Raw genomic sequence first — 19544 nt, 5'->3', positions numbered from 1 at the left:
TGCCTCAGGGCGCGCGAGGGGCTCCCGCGCGCGGGTTCAGCCCCGCAGGTCGACCAGCAGGGGGGGCGTGTGGTCGCCCTGGACGCTGGTCAGGGAGAGGACGGCGTGTCCCGGCGGCACCTCGTGGGCGAGCTGGGAGGCGGACCAGCGTTCGCGTTCGACCTGGCGGACGGTGACGGCGTCGGTGGTGACGGCCTTGCCGGTGACGAGCTTGCGCAGGGCGTGGATCGCGCGGGTCATGGGCTGGTCGGCGAAGACGGTGTGCTTGGCGACCTCGGTGGTCTCGATCCACTCGGTGCCCCAGGTCTGCGCGAACCGGTTGCCGTCCCAGGTGGTGACGCCGGCGTAGGCCATCCGGCAGCCGACGGCACCGTAGAGGGGCCCGTGGAGGGCTTCGGGGACGTCGCCGACGGTGCGCAGGGCGAGGACGACTCCGGCGTTGCGGGAGCGCAGCCTCTGGAGGTGGCGTACGGACTCGGGGGTGACGGTGCCGGTGGCGTCGTCGAGGACGAGGCAGGCGAAGTGCGCGCGCGGGCCCTGGCGTACGACGGCGTGGAACTGGGCGAGGACGAGGCGGGTGAGGAGGCGGCCGGCTTCTTCGTGGCCGCGTTCGGGGAGGTCGATGCGCACGCGCAGGGGGTGGTGGGCGAGGGCGCGCAGGGAGAAGGCCCGCGCGCGCGTGGAGCCGCCGCCGAGGAATTCGGCGAACACCGGCCGGCTGAGCAGGGCGAGCCGGTCGGCGAGGGCGCGGCCGACGTCGCCGGGGGTGCCGGTCTGGCGGACGCGGGCGTCGAGTTCGCGGCGCATCGGCTCGTCGTCCGCCAGCGCGTCCCTGAGGGCCTGGAGGGGCCCTGCGCCCTCCAGCAGCTCGCGCAGGACGGGAAGGGCCGGGAAACGGCCGTGCACGGCCTTGTAGGGGCCGAGCAGCTGGGCGAGGGCGGTGGCGGCCTGCGGGGCGGCGAGGTCGCCGGCGAGGGCTTCGGCGAGGATCGCGGCGGCCTCGTCGGGGTCGTCGGCCTCGGCGTAGGGGTCGAGGTCGTGGACGGAGGCGGGGTCGCCGATGCGGACGACGACGTCGAAGGAGCCGTCGGCGCCGAGCGGGCTGCCGGCCGAGGAGACGGCGACGACGGCGCAGCTTCCGGTGAGCGCCTGGAGGGCGAGCGCTTCGGTGACGGGTTCGACGAGGGTGCGGGTCTTGCCCGATCCGGAGGGGCCGACCGCCAGCAGGGAGGTGCCGAGGACGTCGGGGCCGAGGGCGGCGCCCGCGCCCCGGTAGGTCTCGGGGGCGCGTTCGGTGTCGGTCCAGCGGCCGATGCGGACCTGGGCGGTGAGCAGGTCGTGGCGGGCGGTGCGCCTGGGGAGGTCGCGGGCGCCGGAGGGGTGGGCCCAGGCGGCGGCGCCCTGGCGCAGCACGGTGTCGCGGAATCCGGTGAGCGCGGCCTGGGCGCGGGCGGTGGTGAAGGCGTGCTCCACGCGCGCGCAGTCGACGTCGTTCATCCGCCCGGCCGCGACGTCCGCGGTCAGCCGTTCGGCGGCCTCGGCCTGTCCGGCGTCGTGCAGGGCGGGCCACTGCGCGCGCGGGCGCGGGGCGGCCACCGGCGCCTGGACGCCGCCCTTGCGCGCGGCGAGCAGCTGCCTGGCGTACGGCAGCCAGCCGCCGAGCCGGGCGAACGGCCACAGCACCAGAGCGGTGATGAGGGCGTACAGGGCGTCGGTGAACAGGACGGACGTGAACAGTTCGTAGCTGCCGGCGATCAGGGCGATCAGCGAGAACAGGGGGTCGACGACGGGCAGCGCGTCCCAGCCGGCTCCGGGGAAGGCGCTGGGGAAGACGAGACTCAGGGCGGCGAGCGCGGCGACGGCGGCGAGTCCCGCGCGCGCGGGCTGCGGGCGGCGCCCGATGAAGTGCCGTACGGCGTCGGGCCAGCTGCCCAGGCGGCCCATGGTGTACATCAGGGCGGCGAAGAAGAGCCCGTCGTAGACCACGCGCGCCTCGGCGCCCTCCATGGTCTTCGCGGAGGCCAGGGTGCCGCCCCACCACCAGTCGCCCGGGGTGAACAGCCGCAGCACCTCGAACTGGTAGGGGACGCCGCCGCGCCGCCACAGGGACCACAGCAGGAGGGCGACGGCCAGGGGGATGAGCAGGCCGACGACCGTGACGGGGGCGAGGCGTTCACTCTTGGGGGCGGCCGTCCTAGGAGGGCGGAAACCGAGGCGCCAGATGCCGGGGCAGGCCTCGGGGCGCGGGGTGTCGAGCCAGTCGGCGACGGCGGCGCCGGGCGCGTGCGCGGGCTTGGGCGGGAGACCGGGGGCGCCGGACGTTCCGGGAACTCCGGGCGCGCCCGGCACGTGGGGAGGGGTGGTGGGGCGCGGCACCGGGCTCGTGTGCGTGCCGCGCGCGTCCTGCGTCCCGTCGCTGTTCATCGCCCTGCCCCCTGACCAGCCGTTCCATCCAGCCTCTGTCCACCGTCAGCGGTCAATCTAACGCCCCCGCAAGGGGAGTTCACCGACCCCGCGCCCGGCAGCGGTGCAAGCGTCGTACGCCGCCACTGTCCACGGCGGACAACGCGCCGCCCGGAAAGCGCCCACATGGAGCATGCCCAGCCTGTCGGGCCCGTCCTAACCTGCGAGAAAGGTCCCGGTGACGACAGGAACTCCCGAGGTCCGTCCCCTGGCACGCCTCTCGGTGCATCCCTTGTCGTCACGCCCCGGTTCGCCACACCCCAAGGAGCCCTCATGACCGACCTTCCGCAGGAGCGCCGGATCGTCACCGCCATCCCCGGCCCCAAGTCGCAGGAGCTTCAGGCCCGCCGCCTCGCCGCCGTCGCGCAGGGCGTGGGCTCGGTGCTGCCGGTGTTCACCGCGCGCGCGGGCGGCGGCATCATCGAGGACGTCGACGGCAACCGGCTGATCGACTTCGGCTCGGGCATCGCGGTGACCAGCGTGGGCGCGTCCGCAGAGGCCGTCGTACGCCGCGCGGGCGCGCAGCTGGCGGACTTCACGCACACCTGCTTCATGGTCACGCCGTACGAGGGGTACGTCGAGGTCGCCGAGGCGCTCGCGGAGCTGACGCCGGGGGACCACGCGAAGAAGAGCGCGCTGTTCAACTCGGGCGCGGAGGCCGTCGAGAACGCGGTGAAGATCGCGCGGGCGTACACGAAGCGCCAGGCGGTCGTCGTCTTCGACCACGGCTACCACGGCCGGACGAACCTGACGATGGCTCTGACGGCCAAGAACATGCCCTACAAGCACGGTTTCGGGCCGTTCGCGCCGGAGGTCTACCGGATGCCGCTGGCGTACGGCTACCGCTGGCCCACGGGCCCGGAGAACGCCGGACCCGAGGCCGCCGCGCAGGCGATCGACCAGATCAGCAAGCAGGTCGGCGCGGACAACGTGGCGGCGATCATCATCGAGCCGGTGCTGGGCGAGGGCGGTTTCATCGAGCCCGCGCGCGGGTTCCTGCCGGCGCTGAGCGAGTTCGCCGCCGCCAACGGGATCGTGTTCGTCGCCGACGAGATCCAGTCCGGGTTCTGCCGCACCGGCCAGTGGTTCGCCTGCGAGGACGAGGGGATCGTCCCGGACCTCATCACGACCGCCAAGGGCATCGCGGGCGGGCTGCCGCTGGCGGCCGTCACGGGCCGCGCGGAGATCATGGACGCCGCGCACGCGGGCGGCCTGGGCGGCACCTACGGCGGCAACCCGGTCGCCTGCGCGGGCGCGCTGGGCGCGATCGAGACCATGAAGGAGCTGGACCTCAACGCCCGCGCGCGGGCGATCGAGACGACCATGAAGACCCGCCTGCTGGCCATGGCGGACAAGTTCGACATCATCGGCGACGTCCGGGGCCGCGGCGCGATGATCGCGATCGAGCTGGTGAAGGACCGTACGACGAAGGAGCCGAACCCGGAGGCGACGGCGGCGCTGGCCAAGGCGTGTCACCAGGAGGGGCTGCTGGTCCTGACCTGTGGCACCTACGGGAACGTGCTGCGCTTCCTGCCGCCGCTGGTCATCGGCGAGGACCTGCTGGCCGAGGGCCTGGACATCATCGAGGGCGCGCTGGCGGGCGTCTGACCCTCCCGGCGCCCCCTTGCCGCTCCCCTTGTGAAGAAGGTGTGCGGGGAGGATGGCGGCTCCGGGAGCGGCCTGTTTTCGGGGCGGGCGCTGCCGTAGTTTCTCTCGTGATGAGAGATACACCCGCTCACGGGAGACCGTGAGCGACGCCAGGCGGGGCCTCCCCAGCTTCTCCTGGTCGTGCCTCGCGCACAGGAACGGGGTCTCGGCCCCGGATCTCCTCACTGATCGGACAGCCGCCCGCCCCAAACCCCCCGGGGCGGCGGCACCCCGATCTGATCGGCCGCCCCGGAACCACCCCCCCTGTTCCGGGGCGGCCGGCCTCCTTCAGAGGTGCGGACCACACAAGAGAGCGGACCCCGGCGCAATCCGGGGTCTCTTTTTGCCCCGGCTGCGATACGGCACGTCTCGTCTCACGCGAACCCGCGCGCGGGTGGAGCCGGTGCGGCTGGGGCAGCCGCCGGGAGGAGCCGCACGATTGTCAGTGGCGCCTGAGAAGCTGGGGCCATGTCGATCAGCGCACGCCGTGCGGGGGCCTTCGCCGTGCCTCTGCTGCTTCTGGCTCTGGCCACCTGGCAGGTGGTGGTGGCCGGCCCGCTGCTGCGGTGGGACGCGCGGCTGAGTGCGGTGCTGCGGCATCCGGACCGGTTCTCGGAGCTGCTGTCGGACCTGGGCAACGCGCCGGTGGCGGTGCCCGTGCTGGCGCTGGCCGCGGGGTGGGTGGCGTGGCGGGGGCGGCGGGCCGGGCTGCCGCGCTGGTGGGCGGCGCCGCTGGCCGCCCTGGCGGCGATGGTCCTGGTGCCGCTGACCGTCGTCCCGCTGAAGGTGTGGACGGACCGCCCGGGGACTCCGGCCGTCCCGCCGGCGACGGGGTACTTCCCTTCGGGGCATACGGCGACGGCGGCGATCGCGTACGGGGGCGCGGTACTGATCCTGCTGCCGTGGCTGTCGGCGCGGGCGCGGCGGGCGGCGGTGCGGCTGGCCGGGGCGCTGGTGGCGGGGGTGTCGTACGGGCTGGTCAGGCGGGGGTACCACTGGCCGCTGGACGTGTTCGCGAGCTGGTGCCTGGCGGGGGTGCTGCTGGGGGCGCTGCGGCTGGCGGTGGCCCGCGCGGGGTGGGCGCCTCCGCCGCCCTCAGCCGCCCGCACGCCGACGCCCCCTCCTCCCCCGGCCTCCCGCGCGCGGGAGAGCGCCAAAGCGGAGTGGGAGCGGCCCCCAATGGGACGCACAGGACAAACGCCGGACGGGGTGGGCGCCTCTACGGTGGACAGCGACCGTTCGACTTCGCGGGAAGGGCCCTGACGATGACTTCCACCTATGCCTTCTGGCTCGCCGGGCGCCAGGCCACCGGTACGGACACGTTCGAGGTGACGTCCCCGTGGGACGGGCGGCCGGTCGGGTCGGTGAGTGTGCCGACCGACGCGCAGACCGAGGAGGCGGTGGCCGCCGCGTACGCGGTGCGCGAGGAGTTCGCGGCGACCCCCGCGCACGTGCGCGCGGCGGCGCTGGACCACGTCAGCAAGCGGCTGGCGGAGCGCACGGAGGAGATCGCCCAGCTGATCTCCGCGGAGAACGGCAAGCCGATCAAGTGGGCGCGCGGCGAGGTCGGCCGCGCGGTGTCGGTGTTCCGGTTCGCGGCGGAGGAGGCCCGGCGCTTCAACGGCGGCGAGGCGCAGCGCCTGGACACGGACGCGGGCGGCCAGGGCCGGCTGGCGCTGACCCGGCGCTTCCCCAAGGGGGTCGTCCTGGGCATCGCGCCGTTCAACTTCCCGCTGAACCTGTGCGCGCACAAGGTCGCTCCCGCGATCGCGGCGGGCGCCCCGATCATCCTGAAACCGGCACCGGCGACGCCCTTGTCGGGTCTGCTCCTCGGTGAGCTGCTGGCGGAGACGGACCTCCCGGCGGGCTCCTGGTCGATCCTCCCGGTCCCCAACGACCGGATGGCGGCCCTGGTCCAGGACGAGCGCCTGCCGGTGATCTCCTTCACGGGTTCCGAGAAGGTCGGTTACGCGATCATGGACTCGGTGCCGCGCAAGCACTGCACGCTGGAGCTCGGCGGCAACGGCGCGGCGGTCGTCCTCGGGGACTACGCGTCCGACACCGACCTGGACTGGGCGGCGGCCCGGATCGCCACCTTCTCCAACTACCAGGGCGGCCAGTCCTGCATCTCCGTCCAGCGGGTGATCGCGGACGCGTCCGTGTACGACCGCCTCCTCCCGCGCGTGGTCGCCGCCGTCGAGGCCCAGGTGACGGGCGACCCGTCCGACGCGGCGACGGACGTCGGCCCTCTGGTGAGCGAGGACGCGGCGAAGCGCGTCGAGTCCTGGGTGGACGAGGCGGTGGCGTCCGGCGCCGCGCTGCTGACCGGCGGCAAGCGCGACGGCGCCGCGTACGCCCCGACCGTCCTCACGGACGTCCCCGCGGACGCCACGCTGGCCTGTGAGGAGGTCTTCGGGCCGGTCCTGACGGTCCAGAGGGTCGACGGCGAGGCAGCGGCCTTCGCCGCCGTCAACTCCTCCAAGTACGGCCTCCAGGCGGGCGTGTTCACGCACGACGTGCGGACCGCCTTCCGCGCCCACCGCGCGCTGGAGGTGGGCGGTGTGATCATCGGCGACGTCCCGTCCTACCGCGCCGACCAGATGCCCTACGGCGGCGCCAAGCTGTCGGGGGTGGGCCGCGAGGGTGTGCGGTTCGCCATGGAGGACTACACGTACGAGCGGGTGCTGGTCCTGACGGGGCTGGCTCTCTAGCCGCGCGGGGCCGCAGGTGCGGGACGGGAAAATGGGGTCTAGCTAATGGGAACCATTTTCATGTAACGTCTGCCTCGGCGCTGACCCGCCGTCCCATGAAGGAGTCCGGCACCGATGCCTTCCGGTGCCGGGCTCCTTCTGCGTGCGTACCCGGCCGGCCGCCTCCGCGCGGGAGCCCCCCGGGCTCAGTCCTCGCCCCCTTGTGCCAGCCCCGCCGCCGCCTCGTGCAGGGCCAGCTCCAGCAGGGCCGGGTCCGTCAGGGTGCCGGTGCCGTCCGGGGCGACCAGCCAGCGGACGCCCCCTGTGGCGCGGCCGGGGTAGGGGACGACGATCCAGGTGCCGGAGCCGGCCGCGCGGATCCCGGTGCCCAGCCAGCGCGCCGCCGTGCCCGGGGGGACGAAGAAGCCCATGCGGCTGTCGCCGAAGTCGACCAGGACCGGGCCGGGGCGGTCCAGGATGCGGGTGAGGATGTCGAGGGTGGGATAGCCGAGGTCGCCCGGCAGGATGAGCACGTCCCAGGCCTTGCCGGCGGGCAGGAGGGCGACCCCCAGGGGGTTGCGCTCCCATTCCCAGCGGCAGGAGTCGGGGTCGGGTGCGACGGATGCCAGCCATTCGACCGCGGTCTTCGCCCCAGTCATCAGAAGAGACCTCCCTTTCAGTCGTCGACGCGGGCGCGTCACGAGGGAGAGGGAGGTCCCTTGCCGGCATTACGCGGGTTGCGGGCGCTCTATGGAGTGAAGCCGATCACACCGTCAGCTGTCGAAGCCCAGGCCGAGGCGGTCCATGGTCTTCAGCCAGAGGTTGCGGTGCCCGCCGCGCGCGTCCGCGCGCGCCAGTGACCATTTGGTGAGCGCGATCCCGGTCCAGGCGAACGGCTCGGGCGGGAACGGCAGGGGCTTCTTGCGGACCATGGCCAGGGACGTCCGTTCCGTGCGCTCCCCGGCGAGCAGGTCCAGCATGACCTCGGCGCCGAAGCGGGTGGCGCCGACGCCCAGACCGGTGTACCCGGCGGCGTACGCCACCCGGTCGCGGTGGGCCGTACCGAAGAAGGCGGAGAAGCGGGAGCAGGTGTCGATGGCGCCGCCCCACGCGTGCGTGAAGTTGGTCCCCTCCAGTTGCGGGAAGCACGTGAAGAAGTGCGCCGCGAGCTTGGCGTAGGTCGCGGGGCGGTCGTCGTACTCCGCGCGGACGCGCCCGCCGTAGGGGTAGATCGCGTCGTAGCCGCCCCACAGGATGCGGTTGTCGGAGGTCAGGCGGAAGTAGTGGAACTGGTTCGCGGAGTCGCCGAGGCCCTGCCGGCCCCGCCAGCCGATCTCCGCGAGCTGCGCGGAGGTGAGCGGCTCGGTCATCAGGGCGTAGTCGTAGACGGGCACTGTGTAGGCGCGTACGCGCCTGACGAGGCTGGGGTAGATGTTCGTGCCCAGGGCGACCTGGCGGGCCCGTACGCGGCCGTACGGCGTCTTCACGGCCATTCCGGCGCCGTAGGGTTCGAGGCCGAGCGCGGGGGTGTGCTCGTAGACGCGGACGCCCAGGCGCATACAGGCCCGTTTCAGGCCCCAGGCGAGTTTCGCGGGGTGCAGCATGGCGACGCCCCGGCGGTCCCAGATGCCGGCCTCGAAGGTCGGGGAGTCGACGTGTTCGCGGACCTCGTCACCGGTCATGAATTGCATTCCGGTCGCGAGGCCTTTTTCCTCCAGTTCCTGGTACCAGTCGCGCAGTTCCCACGCCTGATAAGTCTCGGTGGCGACCTCGATCTCTCCGGTGCGCTCGAAATCGCAGTCTATTCCGTGGGTTGTGAGCGCTTTCTCTATCTCGTCGAGATTGCGGGCGCCCATTTCCTGGAGCTTATGGATCTCGTCCGGCCAGCGGGCGAGGCCGTTGGGGAGGCCGTGGGTGAGGGAGGCGGCGCAGAAGCCGCCGTTGCGGCCCGAGGCGGCCCAGCCCACCTCGCGGGCCTCCAGCAGGACGACGTCCCGCGCGGGGTCGCGCTCCTTGGCGACGAGCGCGGTCCACAGGCCGCTGTAGCCGCCCCCCACGACCAGCAGGTCGCAGGACTCGGGGGCGGTCAGCGCGGGCTCGGGGCGGGGCCTGCCGGGGTCTTCCAGCCAGTACACGACCGGCTGGGCCGCGGAGAGCGATCGGGTGTGTGTGCCACGGCTCATGGCGCTAGGGGCCATGATTTCCAACTCCCTCAAGGGTTTCCCGGGACAGGTGCGGTTAAGGATTATGCCTTTTGCCTGCGGCGCCGGTTCCCTACCGCCATGGAGACCAGCACCAGAAGAACGGCGATCAGGAACATCGACGTGCCGATGACATTGATCTGCACGGGGGTGCCGCGCTGGGCCGATCCCCAGACGAACATGGGGAACGTGACTGTGGAACCGGCGTTGAAATTGGTGATGATGAAATCGTCGAAGGAGAGCGCGAAGGCGAGCAGCGCGCCCGCGGCGATTCCGGGGGCCGCGATGGGCAGGGTGACGCGCAGGAACGTCTGCGCCGGTCCGGCGTAGAGGTCCTGGGCGGCCTGCTCCAGGCGCGGGTCCATCGACATGACGCGCGCCTTGACGGCCGTCACGACGAAGCTGAGGCAGAACATGATGTGCGCGATGAGGATCGTCCAGAAGCCGAGCTGCGCGCCCATGTTGAGGAAGAGCGTCAGCAAGGACGCCGCCATGACGACCTCGGGCATCGCCATCGGCAGGAAGATCAGCGAGTTGACGGCGCCCCGCGCGCGGAAGCGGTAGCGCACCAGGGCGAACGCGATCATCGTGCCCAGGGCGGTCGCCCCCAGGGTCGCCCAGAAGGCGATCTGGAGGCTGATCGACAGGGAGCCGCACATGCCGGCGACCCCGCAGGGGTCCTTCCAGGCGTCGAGCGAGAACTGCTGCCACGCGTAGTTGAAGCGGCCCTTGGGTTTGTTGAACGAGAAGACGGTGACGACGACATTGGGCAGCAGCAGATAGGCGAGCGTCAGCAGGCCCGCGATGACCACCAGGTTGCGCTTGAGCCAGGACATCAGACCAAGTCCTCCGTCCCGGAGCGGCGGATGTAGAACGTGACCATGACCAGGATCGCGGCCATGAGGAGGAAGCTCAGGGCGGCGGCCGTCGGATAGTCCAGGACGCGCAGGAACTGCGTCTGGATGACGTTGCCGATCATCCTGGTGTCGGTGGAGCCGAGGAGTTCGGCGTTGACGTAGTCGCCGGCGGCGGGGATGAACGTCAGCAGCGTCCCGGAGACCACGCCCGGCATGGACAGCGGGAAGGTGACCTTCCTGAACGTCGTCCACGGGCGCGCGTAGAGGTCGCCGGCCGCCTCATGCAGGCGCCCGTCGATGCGCTCCAGGGACGTGTACAGCGGCAGCACCATGAACGGCAGGAAGTTGTACGTCAGCCCGCACACGACCGCCAGGGGCGTCGCCAGGACCCGGTCGCCGGAGGTCCAGCCGAGCCAGCCGGTGACGTCCAGGACGTGCAGGGTGTTGAGGGCGCCGACGACCGGTCCGCCGTCGGCCAGGATCGTCTTCCAGGCGAGGGTGCGGATCAGGAAGCTGGTGAAGAACGGCGCGATCACCAGGATCATGATCAGGTTGCGCCAGCGTCCCGCGCGGAACGCGATCAGATAGGCCAGCGGATAGCCCAGCAGCAGGCACAGGGCGGTCGCCGCGGCGGCGTACAGCACCGAGCGCACGAACTGCGGCCAGTACTCCTGGAACGCGTCCCAGTAGGTCGCGAAGTGCCAGGTGACCTTGTAGCCCTCCTCCAGGGAGCCCGTCTGCACGGACGTGGAGGCCTGGTAGATCATCGGCAGCGCGAAGAACACGATCAGCCAGAGGATGCCGGGCAGCAGCAGCCAGTAAGGCGTCCAGCGGCCTCTCCTGCGCACGCGCGCGGGAGGCTCTTCGGTGAGCGTCGCCGCCATCAGACGGCCGCCTCTTCCTCGGTGCCGGCATCGATGTCCTGGGCGGCGTCCATGCCGAAGGTGTGACCGGGCGCCCAGTGGAGGACGACGTCGGCGCCGGGCACCAGGCGTACGTCCCGGTCGACGTTCTGGACGTACACCGCGAACTCGGGGCAGACGGCCGTACGGATCACGTACTGCGTGGAGACGCCGATGTAGCTGGCGTCGACGACGGTCCCGGTGAGCCGGTTGCGGCCCTCGGGGACGCCGGCCGTGTCGTCCGCGTGGAGGAGGGCGACCTTCTCCGGGCGGACGCCGACGAGGACCTTGCCGCCGGCGCGGACCGGGACGGGACAGCGGGCGCCGGGCAGGACGAGCTTCCCGCCGCCGTCCACCTTGAGGATGACGTCGCCGCCGCTCTTGGTGTCGGCCTCCGCCTCGATGAGGTTGGAGGTGCCCAGGAAGTTCGCGACGAACGTCGTGCGCGGGTTCTCGTACAGGTCGGCCGGGGCGCCGAGCTGCTCGACGCGGCCGGCGTTCATCACGGCGACCGTGTCGGCCATCGTCATGGCCTCCTCCTGGTCATGCGTGACGTGCACGAAGGTGATGCCGACCTCCGTCTGGATGCGCTTGAGCTCCAGCTGCATCTGGCGGCGCAGCTTCAGGTCGAGGGCGCCCAGGGGCTCGTCGAGGAGGAGGACCTTGGGGTGGTTGATGAGGGCGCGGGCGACGGCGACGCGCTGCTGCTGGCCGCCGGAGAGCTGGTGGGGCCGTTTACGGGCCTGCTCGCCCAGCTGGACGAGTTCCAGCATGTCCTCGACCTGTTTGCGGACGCTCTTGATCCCGCGCCGTCTGAGGCCGAACGCGACGTTCTCGAAGATGTCGAGGTGCGGGAAGAGCGCGTAGGACTGGAAGACGGTGTTCACGGGCCGCTTGTAGGGCGGCAGCCGGGTGACGTCCTGGTCGCCGAGGTGGACGGTGCCCGAGGTGGGCTCCTCCAGGCCGGCGATCATCCTCAGGGTCGTCGTCTTGCCGCAGCCCGAGGCGCCGAGCAGCGCGAAGAACGACCCTTGCGGGACGGTCAGGTCCAGCGGGTGGACGGCTGTGAAGGCGCCGTAGGTCTTGCCGATGCCGGAGAGGCGCACGTCTCCGCTGTGGTCCGTCATGGTCGTCACGCCCCTGTGAGCTTCGCGAACTTCGCTTCGAATGCCGTGTCCTCCGCCGCGCTCAGCGAGCGGAAGGAGTGCGACTTGGCCTGCATGGCCTTGTCGGGGATGATCAGCGGGTTCGCCGCCGCATCAGGGTCGATCTTCGCAAGTGCCTCTTTCACCCCGTCCACCGGACAGACGTAATTGATGTGGGCGGCCAGCCGCGCGGCCGGCTCCGGCTCGTAGTAGTAGTCGATCAGCCGCTCCGCGTTCTCCTTGTGGCGCGCCTTGTTGGGGATCAGCAGGTTGTCGCTGGAGGTGATGTAACCGCTGTCCGGGATGACGAAGTCGACGTCCGGGTTGTCCGCCTTGAGCTGTACGACGTCCCCGGCCCAGGCGACGCAGGCGGCGAGGTCGCCCTTGGTGAGGTCGGCGGTGTAGTCGTTGCCGGTGAAGCGGCGGATCTGGCCGTTGTCGACGCCCTTCTGGAGGCGGGCGATCGCGGCGTCGTAGTCGTCGGCGGTGAACCGCGCGGGGTCCTTGCCCATGTCGAGGAGGGTCATCCCCATGGTGTCGCGCATCTCGGTGAGGAACCCGACGCGCCCCTTGAGCTTCTTGACGTCCAGGAGGTCGGACACCGAGCGCACCTGGACGCCGTCCAGGGCCTTCTTGTTGAACGCGATGACCGTGGAGATGCCCTGCCAGGGGTACGAGTAGGCGCGTCCGGGGTCCCAGTCGGGGCTGCGGAACTGCTCGGAGAGGTTGGCGAAGGCGTGCGGCAGGAGGGACGCGTCGAGCTTCTGGACCCAGCCCAGGCGGATCAGGCGGGCGGCGAGCCAGTCGGTGAGGACGATGAGGTCGCGGCCGGTGTCCTGGCCGGCGGCGAGCTGCGGCTTGAGCTTGCCGAAGAACTCGCCGTTGTCGTTGATGTCCTCGGTGTACTTGACGGAGATCCCGGTGCGCTTGGTGAACGTGTCCAGGGTGGGATGGCGTTTGCCGCTGCTGTCGACGTCCATGTACTCGGTCCAGTTGGAGAAGTTGACGGTCTTCTCCTTCGCCGAGTGGTCCTCGGCGGACGTGCCGCCCTGGGCCTTGCCGGCCGCGGGGATGCCGCAGCCGGCCGTCAGGGCGAGCGTCCCGGCGGCCGAGGCGCGCAGCAGGGAACGGCGGGTCGGTGAGAGGTTGTGTCGCATGGCGCGTGGTGCCCTTCTCCTGGTCAGTCGCCGAAGACGGTGCGGTGCCAGGGCTTGCGGGCGACCGCGGTGATGTCGGTCATGACGTGCTTGACCCGGGTGTACTCCTCGAACGAGTACGGGGACATGTCCTTGCCGTAACCGGACGCCTTGTAGCCGCCGTGCGGCATCTCGCTGACGATCGGGACGTGGTCGTTGAGCCACACGCACCCGGCCTCGATCTCCCGGGAGGCGCGCCCCGCGCGGAACACGTCCCGGGTCCACGCGGACGCGGCGAGACCATAGGGCGTGTCGTTGGCGAGCCGCAGCCCCTCGTCGTCGGAGTCGAACGGCAGCACGGCGAGGACGGGCCCGAAGATCTCGGCCTGGACGATCTCGCTGTCCTGGGGCGCGTCGGCGACCAGGGTCGGCAGGTAGTAGGCGCCGGGGTCGTCGGGCGCCTTCCCGCCGGTGACGACCCACGCGTACGCGCGCGCACGGTCGACGAACCCGGCGACCCGGTCCCGCTGCGCGTACGACACCAGGGGCCCGAGGTCGGTGCCCTCGGCGAAGGGGTCGCCGACGCGGACGGTCTCCATGAGGGCGGCCGTGCGCTCCACGAACGCCTCGTACAGCGGGCGCTGCACGTACGCGCGCGTGGCGGCCGTGCAGTCCTGGCCGGCGTTGATGAGCGCGCCCGCGACGGCGCCCTGGGCGGCGGCCTCCAGGTCGGCGTCGTCGAAGACCACGAAGGGTGCCTTGCCGCCGAGTTCGAGGTGGACGCGCTTGACGGTCGCGGCGGCGGTCGCGGCGATCTGTTTGCCCACGGCCGTCGATCCGGTGAACGACGTCATCGCGACGTCCGGGTGCGCGACCAGGTGCGCGCCCGCCTCGGGTCCGGTGCCGCTGACGATGTTGACGACGCCGTCGGGCAGCCCCGCGTCCGTGGCCGCCTGGGCGAACAGCAGGGCGGTCAGGGGGGTCAGCTCGGAGGGCTTCAGGACGATCGTGTTGCCCGCCGCGATCGCCGGGAGGATCTTCCAGGCGGCCATCTGGAGCGGGTAGTTCCAGGGGGCGATCGAGCCGATGACGCCGATGGGCTCGCGGCGGACGTACGAGGTGTGGCCCGCGGAGTACTCGCCGGCCGACTGGCCCTGGAGGTGGCGGGCGGCGCCCGCGAAGTAGGCGGTGTTGTCGACCGTGCCCGGGACGTCGAACTCGCGGGTCAGCTTCAGGGGCTTGCCGCACTGGAGGGACTCGGCGCGGGCCAGTTCCTCGGAGCGGTCCGCGAGGGTCGCCGCGAGCCGGTTCAGCACCTCCGAGCGCTCGCCCGGGGTGGCGGCGGCCCACGCCGGGAACGCGGCGCGGGCGGCGGCCACGGCGTCGTCCACGTCCGCCGGGGCGGCGAGGGTGTACGTCAGGACGGGGGCGCCGGTGGCGGGGTCCACGACCGTGTGGGTGTGCGGGGACGTGCCGTCGGTGAGACGGCCGCCGATGTACTGGGCGCCTTCGGCGAAACGTTCCGCGGCGGGGAACCGGTCGGGCATGTCGCTCTCCTCCGCCTTCGTCCCGGACCCGGCGGACCGGGGCGGGCGTGGCTTCAGGTGGATTTGAGCGCTGATCCTGACAGAGCTGGATGTCCGCAACAAGGGATTCCGTTGTTGCCTTTTGGTTACGCGACGAAATCTGTATTCTGGCGGCCGGCTGGAGCGGGAATGGCGGGGCGCGTTGTCAGTGCCGGCTGCGATGCTGTCGGGCATGGAGAAGATCGATTCCCGGGAAGCGCTGATCGAGGCGGTCCGGGCGGGGGCGGGCGTCAAGTATCTCTGCTTCTGGGGCCACACTCCTCGGGCCGACGGCCGGGTCGGCGCGAGCTGTCTGAGTCAGTGGTGGCCGTCCCCGTTCACCGTCGACGGCGTCACGTACGCGACCGCCGAGCACTGGATGATGGCCCGCAAAGCCCGCCTCTTCGACGATCCGGAGGCCGAGCGGCAGGCGCTCGCCGCCGCCCACCCCGCCGAGGCGAAGAAGGCCGGCCGGCTGGTGCGGGGCTTCGACCAAGAGGTCTGGGAGCGGGAGCGGTTCCGGACGGTCGTCGAGGGCAGCGTCCACAAGTTCGCCTCCGATCCGGCGCTGCGGGAGTTTCTGCTGGGGACCGGGGATCGGGTGCTGGTGGAGGCGAGTCCGGTGGACCGGGTGTGGGGGATCGGGCTGGGCGCCCGGGATGAGGGGGCGGGGGATCCTGAGCGGTGGCGGGGGGAGAATTTGCTGGGGTTCGCGTTGATGGTGGCTCGGGGGAGGTTGGGGGTGGGGTGAGGGGGTGGTTGGGCGGGGGTGATTGGGGCGGGGGTGCGGGGGGGGTGTGGCTGGCGGGGGTGGTGGCTGGGCGGGTGGAGATGCTGGGGCGGGCCGGGTTTTCGGTCGCTGGAGGGCGGGGGGCGTGCGGGGGCGGAGGTGGCGGGGGTTCTTGGTCGCCGGAAGGCTGGGTGGCGGGCGGAGCGGAGGTGGTGGGGCGGGTCTGCGGTCGCTGGAGGGTGTTTCGGTGAGCGGGGGGCGGTTGTCGGTCTGGGGCTGGTTGCCGGCCGGGAGATGGCTGGCGGCCAGCAGCCGGCTGCGGACCGGGGGGCGGCTGTCGGTCGGGGAACGGTTGCGGATCGGGAGCCGGTTGGCGGCTGGGAGCCAGCGGTCGGTCAGGGCCTGGCTACTGGCCGGGGGCGACTGTCGGCCGGGAAATGGCTGCGGGTCAGGAACTGGCTGGCGGCCGGGAACCAGCGGTCGGTCAGGGCCTGGCTACTGGCCGGGGGGCAGCTGTCAGCCAGGAAGTGGCTAGGGACCAGGAGTCGGCTCGGCGGCTGGACCGGGGGTCTGTTGCCGGACAGGAGCCGACTGCTGATCGGGAGCCCGCTGTCGGCCGAGAGCCGGTTGTCGATCAGGGATTGGCTGCTAGCCGGGGGCGGCTGTCGGACCGAGGCCGGCTACTGGCCAGGAGGCAACTGTCGGCCGGAAGTGGCTACGGGCCACGAGTCGGCTCGGCTGCCGGACCAAGGATCGGCTGCCAGGCAGGAGCCGGCTGCTGACCGGGAGCCGGCTGGCGGCCGGGAAGTGGCTGCGGGTCAGGAGCCGGCTCGGCTGCCGGACCGGGGGTCGGCTACCGGCCAGGAAGCGGCTGCTGGCCAAGCAGTTGGGTGGCCAGCAGCCGGTCGTGTCAGCCTGTAGACGACGCGAACGTGATCAGGACGACGAAGGCGATCGCCAGTACCAGGCCCGCCGAGCCGCAGATGATGCCGGCCAGGGCCTGGCCACCGTTGGATGCCTCGCCCCGCTTCGCCTTGCGGCGGCCGATCGTGCCGAAGACGATGCCCAGGATGCCGAGGATCAGGGCGACCGGCCACAGGCAGAACCCGACGGCCGAGAAGATGCCGGTGATCAGGGCTGCCGTGCCCATCCCGTTGCTCTGCACCGGCGGCATGCCCCAGCCGTAGTAGCCGGGGCCGCCGGGCGGGGCACCGTAGGGCTGGCCCGGTGCCCCATAAGGCTGCTGGCCCGGCGCCGGGTACGCGTACGCCGGGTTGCCCTGCGGCCCCGGGTAGCCGTACGGGACCTGGCCGGGGCCGTCCGGGGCGATCGGGGGCGGGGGGACCTGGTTGCCGGCGGGGTGGGGCGGGGTGAAGGGGTTCGGCGGGGGCGGGTAAGTGCCCTGCGGGGCGCCCGGAGCGAGCGGTGCCGTGTAGGGGTTGGCCCAGGTCTGGGGGGTTGGCGGGGTGGAGGGGCCGTACGTGTCACTGGCCGTGTGGGAAGTCTGTGGGGGCCGGCCGGAGTTGTCGGCTGCTGTGGGGGTAGCGGGACCGGGAGTGGCGGGGTCGGTCGGATGATCCGAAGCCGCAGGATTGGGGGGCGCGGAACCGGGGGCCTCGGGAGTAAGAGTCGTAGGACCGGGAGTCGCGGGATCCGAAGCTGCGGAACTGGGGGTGCCGGAATCCGAAGCAGCCGGACCGGGGGCCGCCGGACCTGGAGCTGCGGAACCGACAGTCACGGAACCCGAAGCCGCAAGACCGGGGGTGCCGGAATCCGAAGCAGCCGGACCGGGGGCCGCCGGACCTGGAGCTGCGGAACCGACAGTCACGGAACCCGAAGCCGCAAGACCGGGGGTGCCGGAATCCGAAGCAGCCGGACCGGGGGCCGCGGAACCTGGAGCTGCGGAACCGACAGTCACGGAACCCGAAGCCGCAGGACCGGAGGTGCTGAAACCCGAAGCCGCAGGACCAGGAGTGGCGGGACTCGGAGCTGCGAGGTCGGCAGGATGACCCGAAGCCGCCAGCCCCGGGATATCGGAACCCGAAGCCACCGAACCGGCAGTCGAATGCGCCGAAGCCTCAAGCGACGGCCAACCCTCGGCCTCCCCGTCCCGCGCCACCCGCTCCACGCCCTCACCCCGCGCCTCCTCCCCCACCGCCGGCGGCGGACTCAGCGCTACGCCCGCACCGAACGTGCCCTCGGCAGGCGGAGCCCAAGGATCAGGAGTGCCGGTCTTCTTGCCGAGGGCGACTCGGTCAGCCGCGCCCTCGGACTCCCCCTGAGCCAGCGCGCCGGCAGTCCCTTCGGGCTCGCGCCCAGCCCACACCCCCTCACCCACCAAGCGACCGGACTCCCCCAGAACCTGCACGCCGACGACCTCCCCGGCCTGAGACTCCTGAGCCCGTGCTCCGACAGCCTCTCCGGGCTCACGCCCAGCCCACACCCCCTCGCCCACCAAGCGACCGGACTCCCCTTGAGCCTGCACGCCGGAGACCTCCCCGGACTCGGACTCGGACTCCTGAACCTGTGCTCCAGCAACCTCCCCAAGCTCACGCCCACCCCGCACCCCCTCACCCACCAAGCGACCGGACTCCCCCAGAACCTGCGTCTCCTCGCCGGCCGAATCACGAGGCTCCCCCTGAGCCCGCGTCCCCTCAGCCGCCGCCCCCGCAGCCCCCTCGGTCCCAGACACCCCAGCCATCCCCACAGCCTCCCCAGACTCCCGCCCGAACCGCGTCCCCTCACCCGCGAAGCCCTCGGGCTCCCCCAAAACCCGCGCCCCCTCAGCCGCAGCACCCTCAGCTCCAGACGCCCCAGCCATCTCCGCAGCCCCCTCGGCCCCAGCCGCCCCCGCCCGCCGGTCCCGCCCGTCCCCTACCCGTCGTTCCCCGGATATCCCCATGCCCCAACCCTGCTCGGACATTCGTCGCCCCCCATCGCCGTATGTTCCGCCCATGCTAAATGGGATCGGCCCCGAGGCCCCGTCCGGCCTAGGATGATCGGCGCAACGATCAGCCGATCATCCGCGCCCTCGTCGCCGCGTCGGGGAGGGTGCCGTCCCTGGGAGGGACCTTGAGCGAGAGCCGTTCCGCAGCCGCCGGACATGACCTGCACGCCTTCATCGCGGGGCTGCCGAAGGCGGAGCTGCATGTGCATCACGTGGGGTCCGCCTCCCCCCGGATCGTCGCGGAGCTGGCCGCCGTCCACCCGGACTCGAAGGTGCCGACCGACCCCGAGGCCCTGGCCGACTACTTCGTCTTCACGGACTTCGCGCGCTTCATCGAGGTCTATCTGTCGGTCGTGGACCTGATCAGGACCCCGGAGGACGTCCGGCTGCTGACGTACGAGGTGGGCCGGGAGCTGGCGCGCCAGCAGGTGCGGTACGCGGAGCTGACGATCACGCCGTACTCGTCGACCTCGCGGGGCATCGACCCGCGGGCGTTCATGGACGCGATCGAGGACGCGCGCAAGGCGGCGGAGAAGGAGTTCGGGACGGTTCTGCGCTGGTGCTTCGACATTCCCGGCGAGGCCGGTCTCGCGGCCGCCGAGGAGACCGCGCGGCTCGCGACCGACGACCGGCTGCGGCCCGAGGGGCTGGTCTCCTTCGGGCTCGGCGGTCCGGAGATCGGGGTGCCCCGGCCGCAGTTCAAGCCGTACTTCGACCAGGCGATCGCCGCGGGGCTGCGGTCGGTGCCGCACGCCGGGGAGACGACCGGGCCCGGGACGGTGTGGGACGCGCTGACCTATCTGCGCGCCGAGCGCATCGGACACGGTACGAGTTCCGCCCAGGACCCCAAGCTGCTGGAGCACCTCGCGCAGGAGCGGATTCCGCTGGAGGTCTGCCCGACGTCGAACATCGCCACCCGCGCGGTCGCGACCCTCGACGAGCACCCGGTCAAGGAGTTCGTGAAGGCCGGCGTACTGGTCACGATCAACTCCGACGACCCGCCGATGTTCGGCACCGACCTCAACAACGAGTACGCGGTAGCCGCCCGCCTCCTGGACCTCGACGAGCGAGGCCTGGCGGACCTGGCGAAGAACGCGGTCGAGGCGTCGTTCCTGGACAGCGCGGGGAAGACGGCGATCAGCGGGGAGATCGACGCGTACACGGGGGCGTGGCTGGCGAGGTGAGCGCGGCGGCGGGGGCCGTCAGCCGCCGGGGCACCCCGGGCCGCAAACCGCCGGTCACCGGTCGCTCCAGGCCGTCA

General features: G+C 72.0%; 14 protein-coding genes. 5 read left to right on the top strand and 9 right to left on the bottom strand.

The genetic code is table 11. From position 1 onward, the window contains the following. Window positions 1–36 precede the first annotated feature (36 nt). Window positions 37–2424: an ATP/GTP-binding protein gene (locus ACYUD3_RS34660; protein WP_470979107.1), complete on the bottom strand. Its 2388-nt coding sequence runs from the start codon at window positions 2422–2424 to the stop codon at window positions 37–39. 312 nt (window positions 2425–2736) lie between these two features. Here ACYUD3_RS34660 and gabT point away from each other — a divergent pair, with 312 nt between their 5' ends. The 3 genes from gabT (at window position 2737) to ACYUD3_RS34645 (ending at window position 6821) form a co-directional block, all read left to right on the top strand. Continuing rightward, complete coding sequence (gabT, locus tag ACYUD3_RS34655; RefSeq protein ID WP_470979104.1) at window positions 2737–4071, top strand: 4-aminobutyrate--2-oxoglutarate transaminase; 1335 nt, start codon at window positions 2737–2739, stop codon at window positions 4069–4071. Between the two features lie 507 nt (window positions 4072–4578). Then, window positions 4579–5373 (top strand): phosphatase PAP2 family protein, encoded by a 795-nt coding sequence (locus tag ACYUD3_RS34650; RefSeq protein ID WP_470979101.1) that lies wholly within the window; start codon window positions 4579–4581, stop codon window positions 5371–5373. 2 nt (window positions 5374–5375) lie between these two features. Next, window positions 5376–6821, top strand: a complete 1446-nt coding sequence (locus tag ACYUD3_RS34645) for an aldehyde dehydrogenase family protein (protein ID WP_470979099.1) — start codon at window positions 5376–5378, stop codon at window positions 6819–6821. Window positions 6822–7006: 185 nt separating this feature from the next. Here ACYUD3_RS34645 and ACYUD3_RS34640 read toward each other — a convergent pair whose 3' ends face one another. The 7 genes from ACYUD3_RS34640 to ACYUD3_RS34610 form a co-directional block, all read right to left on the bottom strand. Continuing rightward, the gene (locus ACYUD3_RS34640; protein WP_470979095.1) at window positions 7007–7459 is read right to left on the bottom strand and encodes a hypothetical protein; all 453 of its coding nucleotides are present in this window, start codon (window positions 7457–7459) and stop codon (window positions 7007–7009) included. 114 nt (window positions 7460–7573) lie between these two features. Next, window positions 7574–8998, bottom strand: coding sequence for an NAD(P)/FAD-dependent oxidoreductase (locus ACYUD3_RS34635; RefSeq protein ID WP_470979092.1), 1425 nt, complete (start codon window positions 8996–8998; stop codon window positions 7574–7576). 47 nt (window positions 8999–9045) lie between these two features. Then, a complete protein-coding gene (locus ACYUD3_RS34630) occupies window positions 9046–9837 on the bottom strand; it encodes an ABC transporter permease (protein WP_470979089.1) in 792 nt (263 codons plus the stop codon). Then, window positions 9837–10742, bottom strand: a complete 906-nt coding sequence (locus ACYUD3_RS34625; RefSeq protein WP_470979086.1) for an ABC transporter permease — start codon at window positions 10740–10742, stop codon at window positions 9837–9839. Before ACYUD3_RS34625 ends, ACYUD3_RS34630 begins: the two co-directional genes overlap by 1 nt. Then, the gene (locus tag ACYUD3_RS34620) at window positions 10742–11887 is read right to left on the bottom strand and encodes an ABC transporter ATP-binding protein (protein ID WP_470979083.1); all 1146 of its coding nucleotides are present in this window, start codon (window positions 11885–11887) and stop codon (window positions 10742–10744) included. The genes ACYUD3_RS34625 and ACYUD3_RS34620 overlap by 1 nt, the downstream gene beginning before the upstream one ends. Window positions 11888–11892: 5 nt before the next feature. Further along, window positions 11893–13062: an ABC transporter substrate-binding protein gene (locus tag ACYUD3_RS34615; protein WP_470979080.1), complete on the bottom strand. Its 1170-nt coding sequence runs from the start codon at window positions 13060–13062 to the stop codon at window positions 11893–11895. 23 nt (window positions 13063–13085) lie between these two features. Further along, the gene (locus tag ACYUD3_RS34610; RefSeq protein ID WP_470979077.1) at window positions 13086–14588 is read right to left on the bottom strand and encodes a gamma-aminobutyraldehyde dehydrogenase; all 1503 of its coding nucleotides are present in this window, start codon (window positions 14586–14588) and stop codon (window positions 13086–13088) included. Between the two features lie 211 nt (window positions 14589–14799). Here ACYUD3_RS34610 and ACYUD3_RS34605 point away from each other — a divergent pair, with 211 nt between their 5' ends. After that, complete coding sequence (locus ACYUD3_RS34605) at window positions 14800–15357, top strand: NADAR family protein (protein WP_470979074.1); 558 nt, start codon at window positions 14800–14802, stop codon at window positions 15355–15357. 889 nt (window positions 15358–16246) lie between these two features. Here ACYUD3_RS34605 and ACYUD3_RS34600 read toward each other — a convergent pair. After that, window positions 16247–16510, bottom strand: coding sequence for a DUF4190 domain-containing protein (locus ACYUD3_RS34600; protein ID WP_470979072.1), 264 nt, complete (start codon window positions 16508–16510; stop codon window positions 16247–16249). 1898 nt (window positions 16511–18408) lie between these two features. Here ACYUD3_RS34600 and ACYUD3_RS34595 point away from each other — a divergent pair. After that, window positions 18409–19467: an adenosine deaminase gene (locus ACYUD3_RS34595; protein WP_470979070.1), complete on the top strand. Its 1059-nt coding sequence runs from the start codon at window positions 18409–18411 to the stop codon at window positions 19465–19467. Window positions 19468–19544: the final 77 nt, after the last annotated feature.

The organism is Streptomyces sp. AMJ-169 (genome assembly GCF_055597585.1).
Note: the sequence above shows the minus strand (reverse complement) of the source record. Positions and strands in the feature narration are given on the sequence as shown.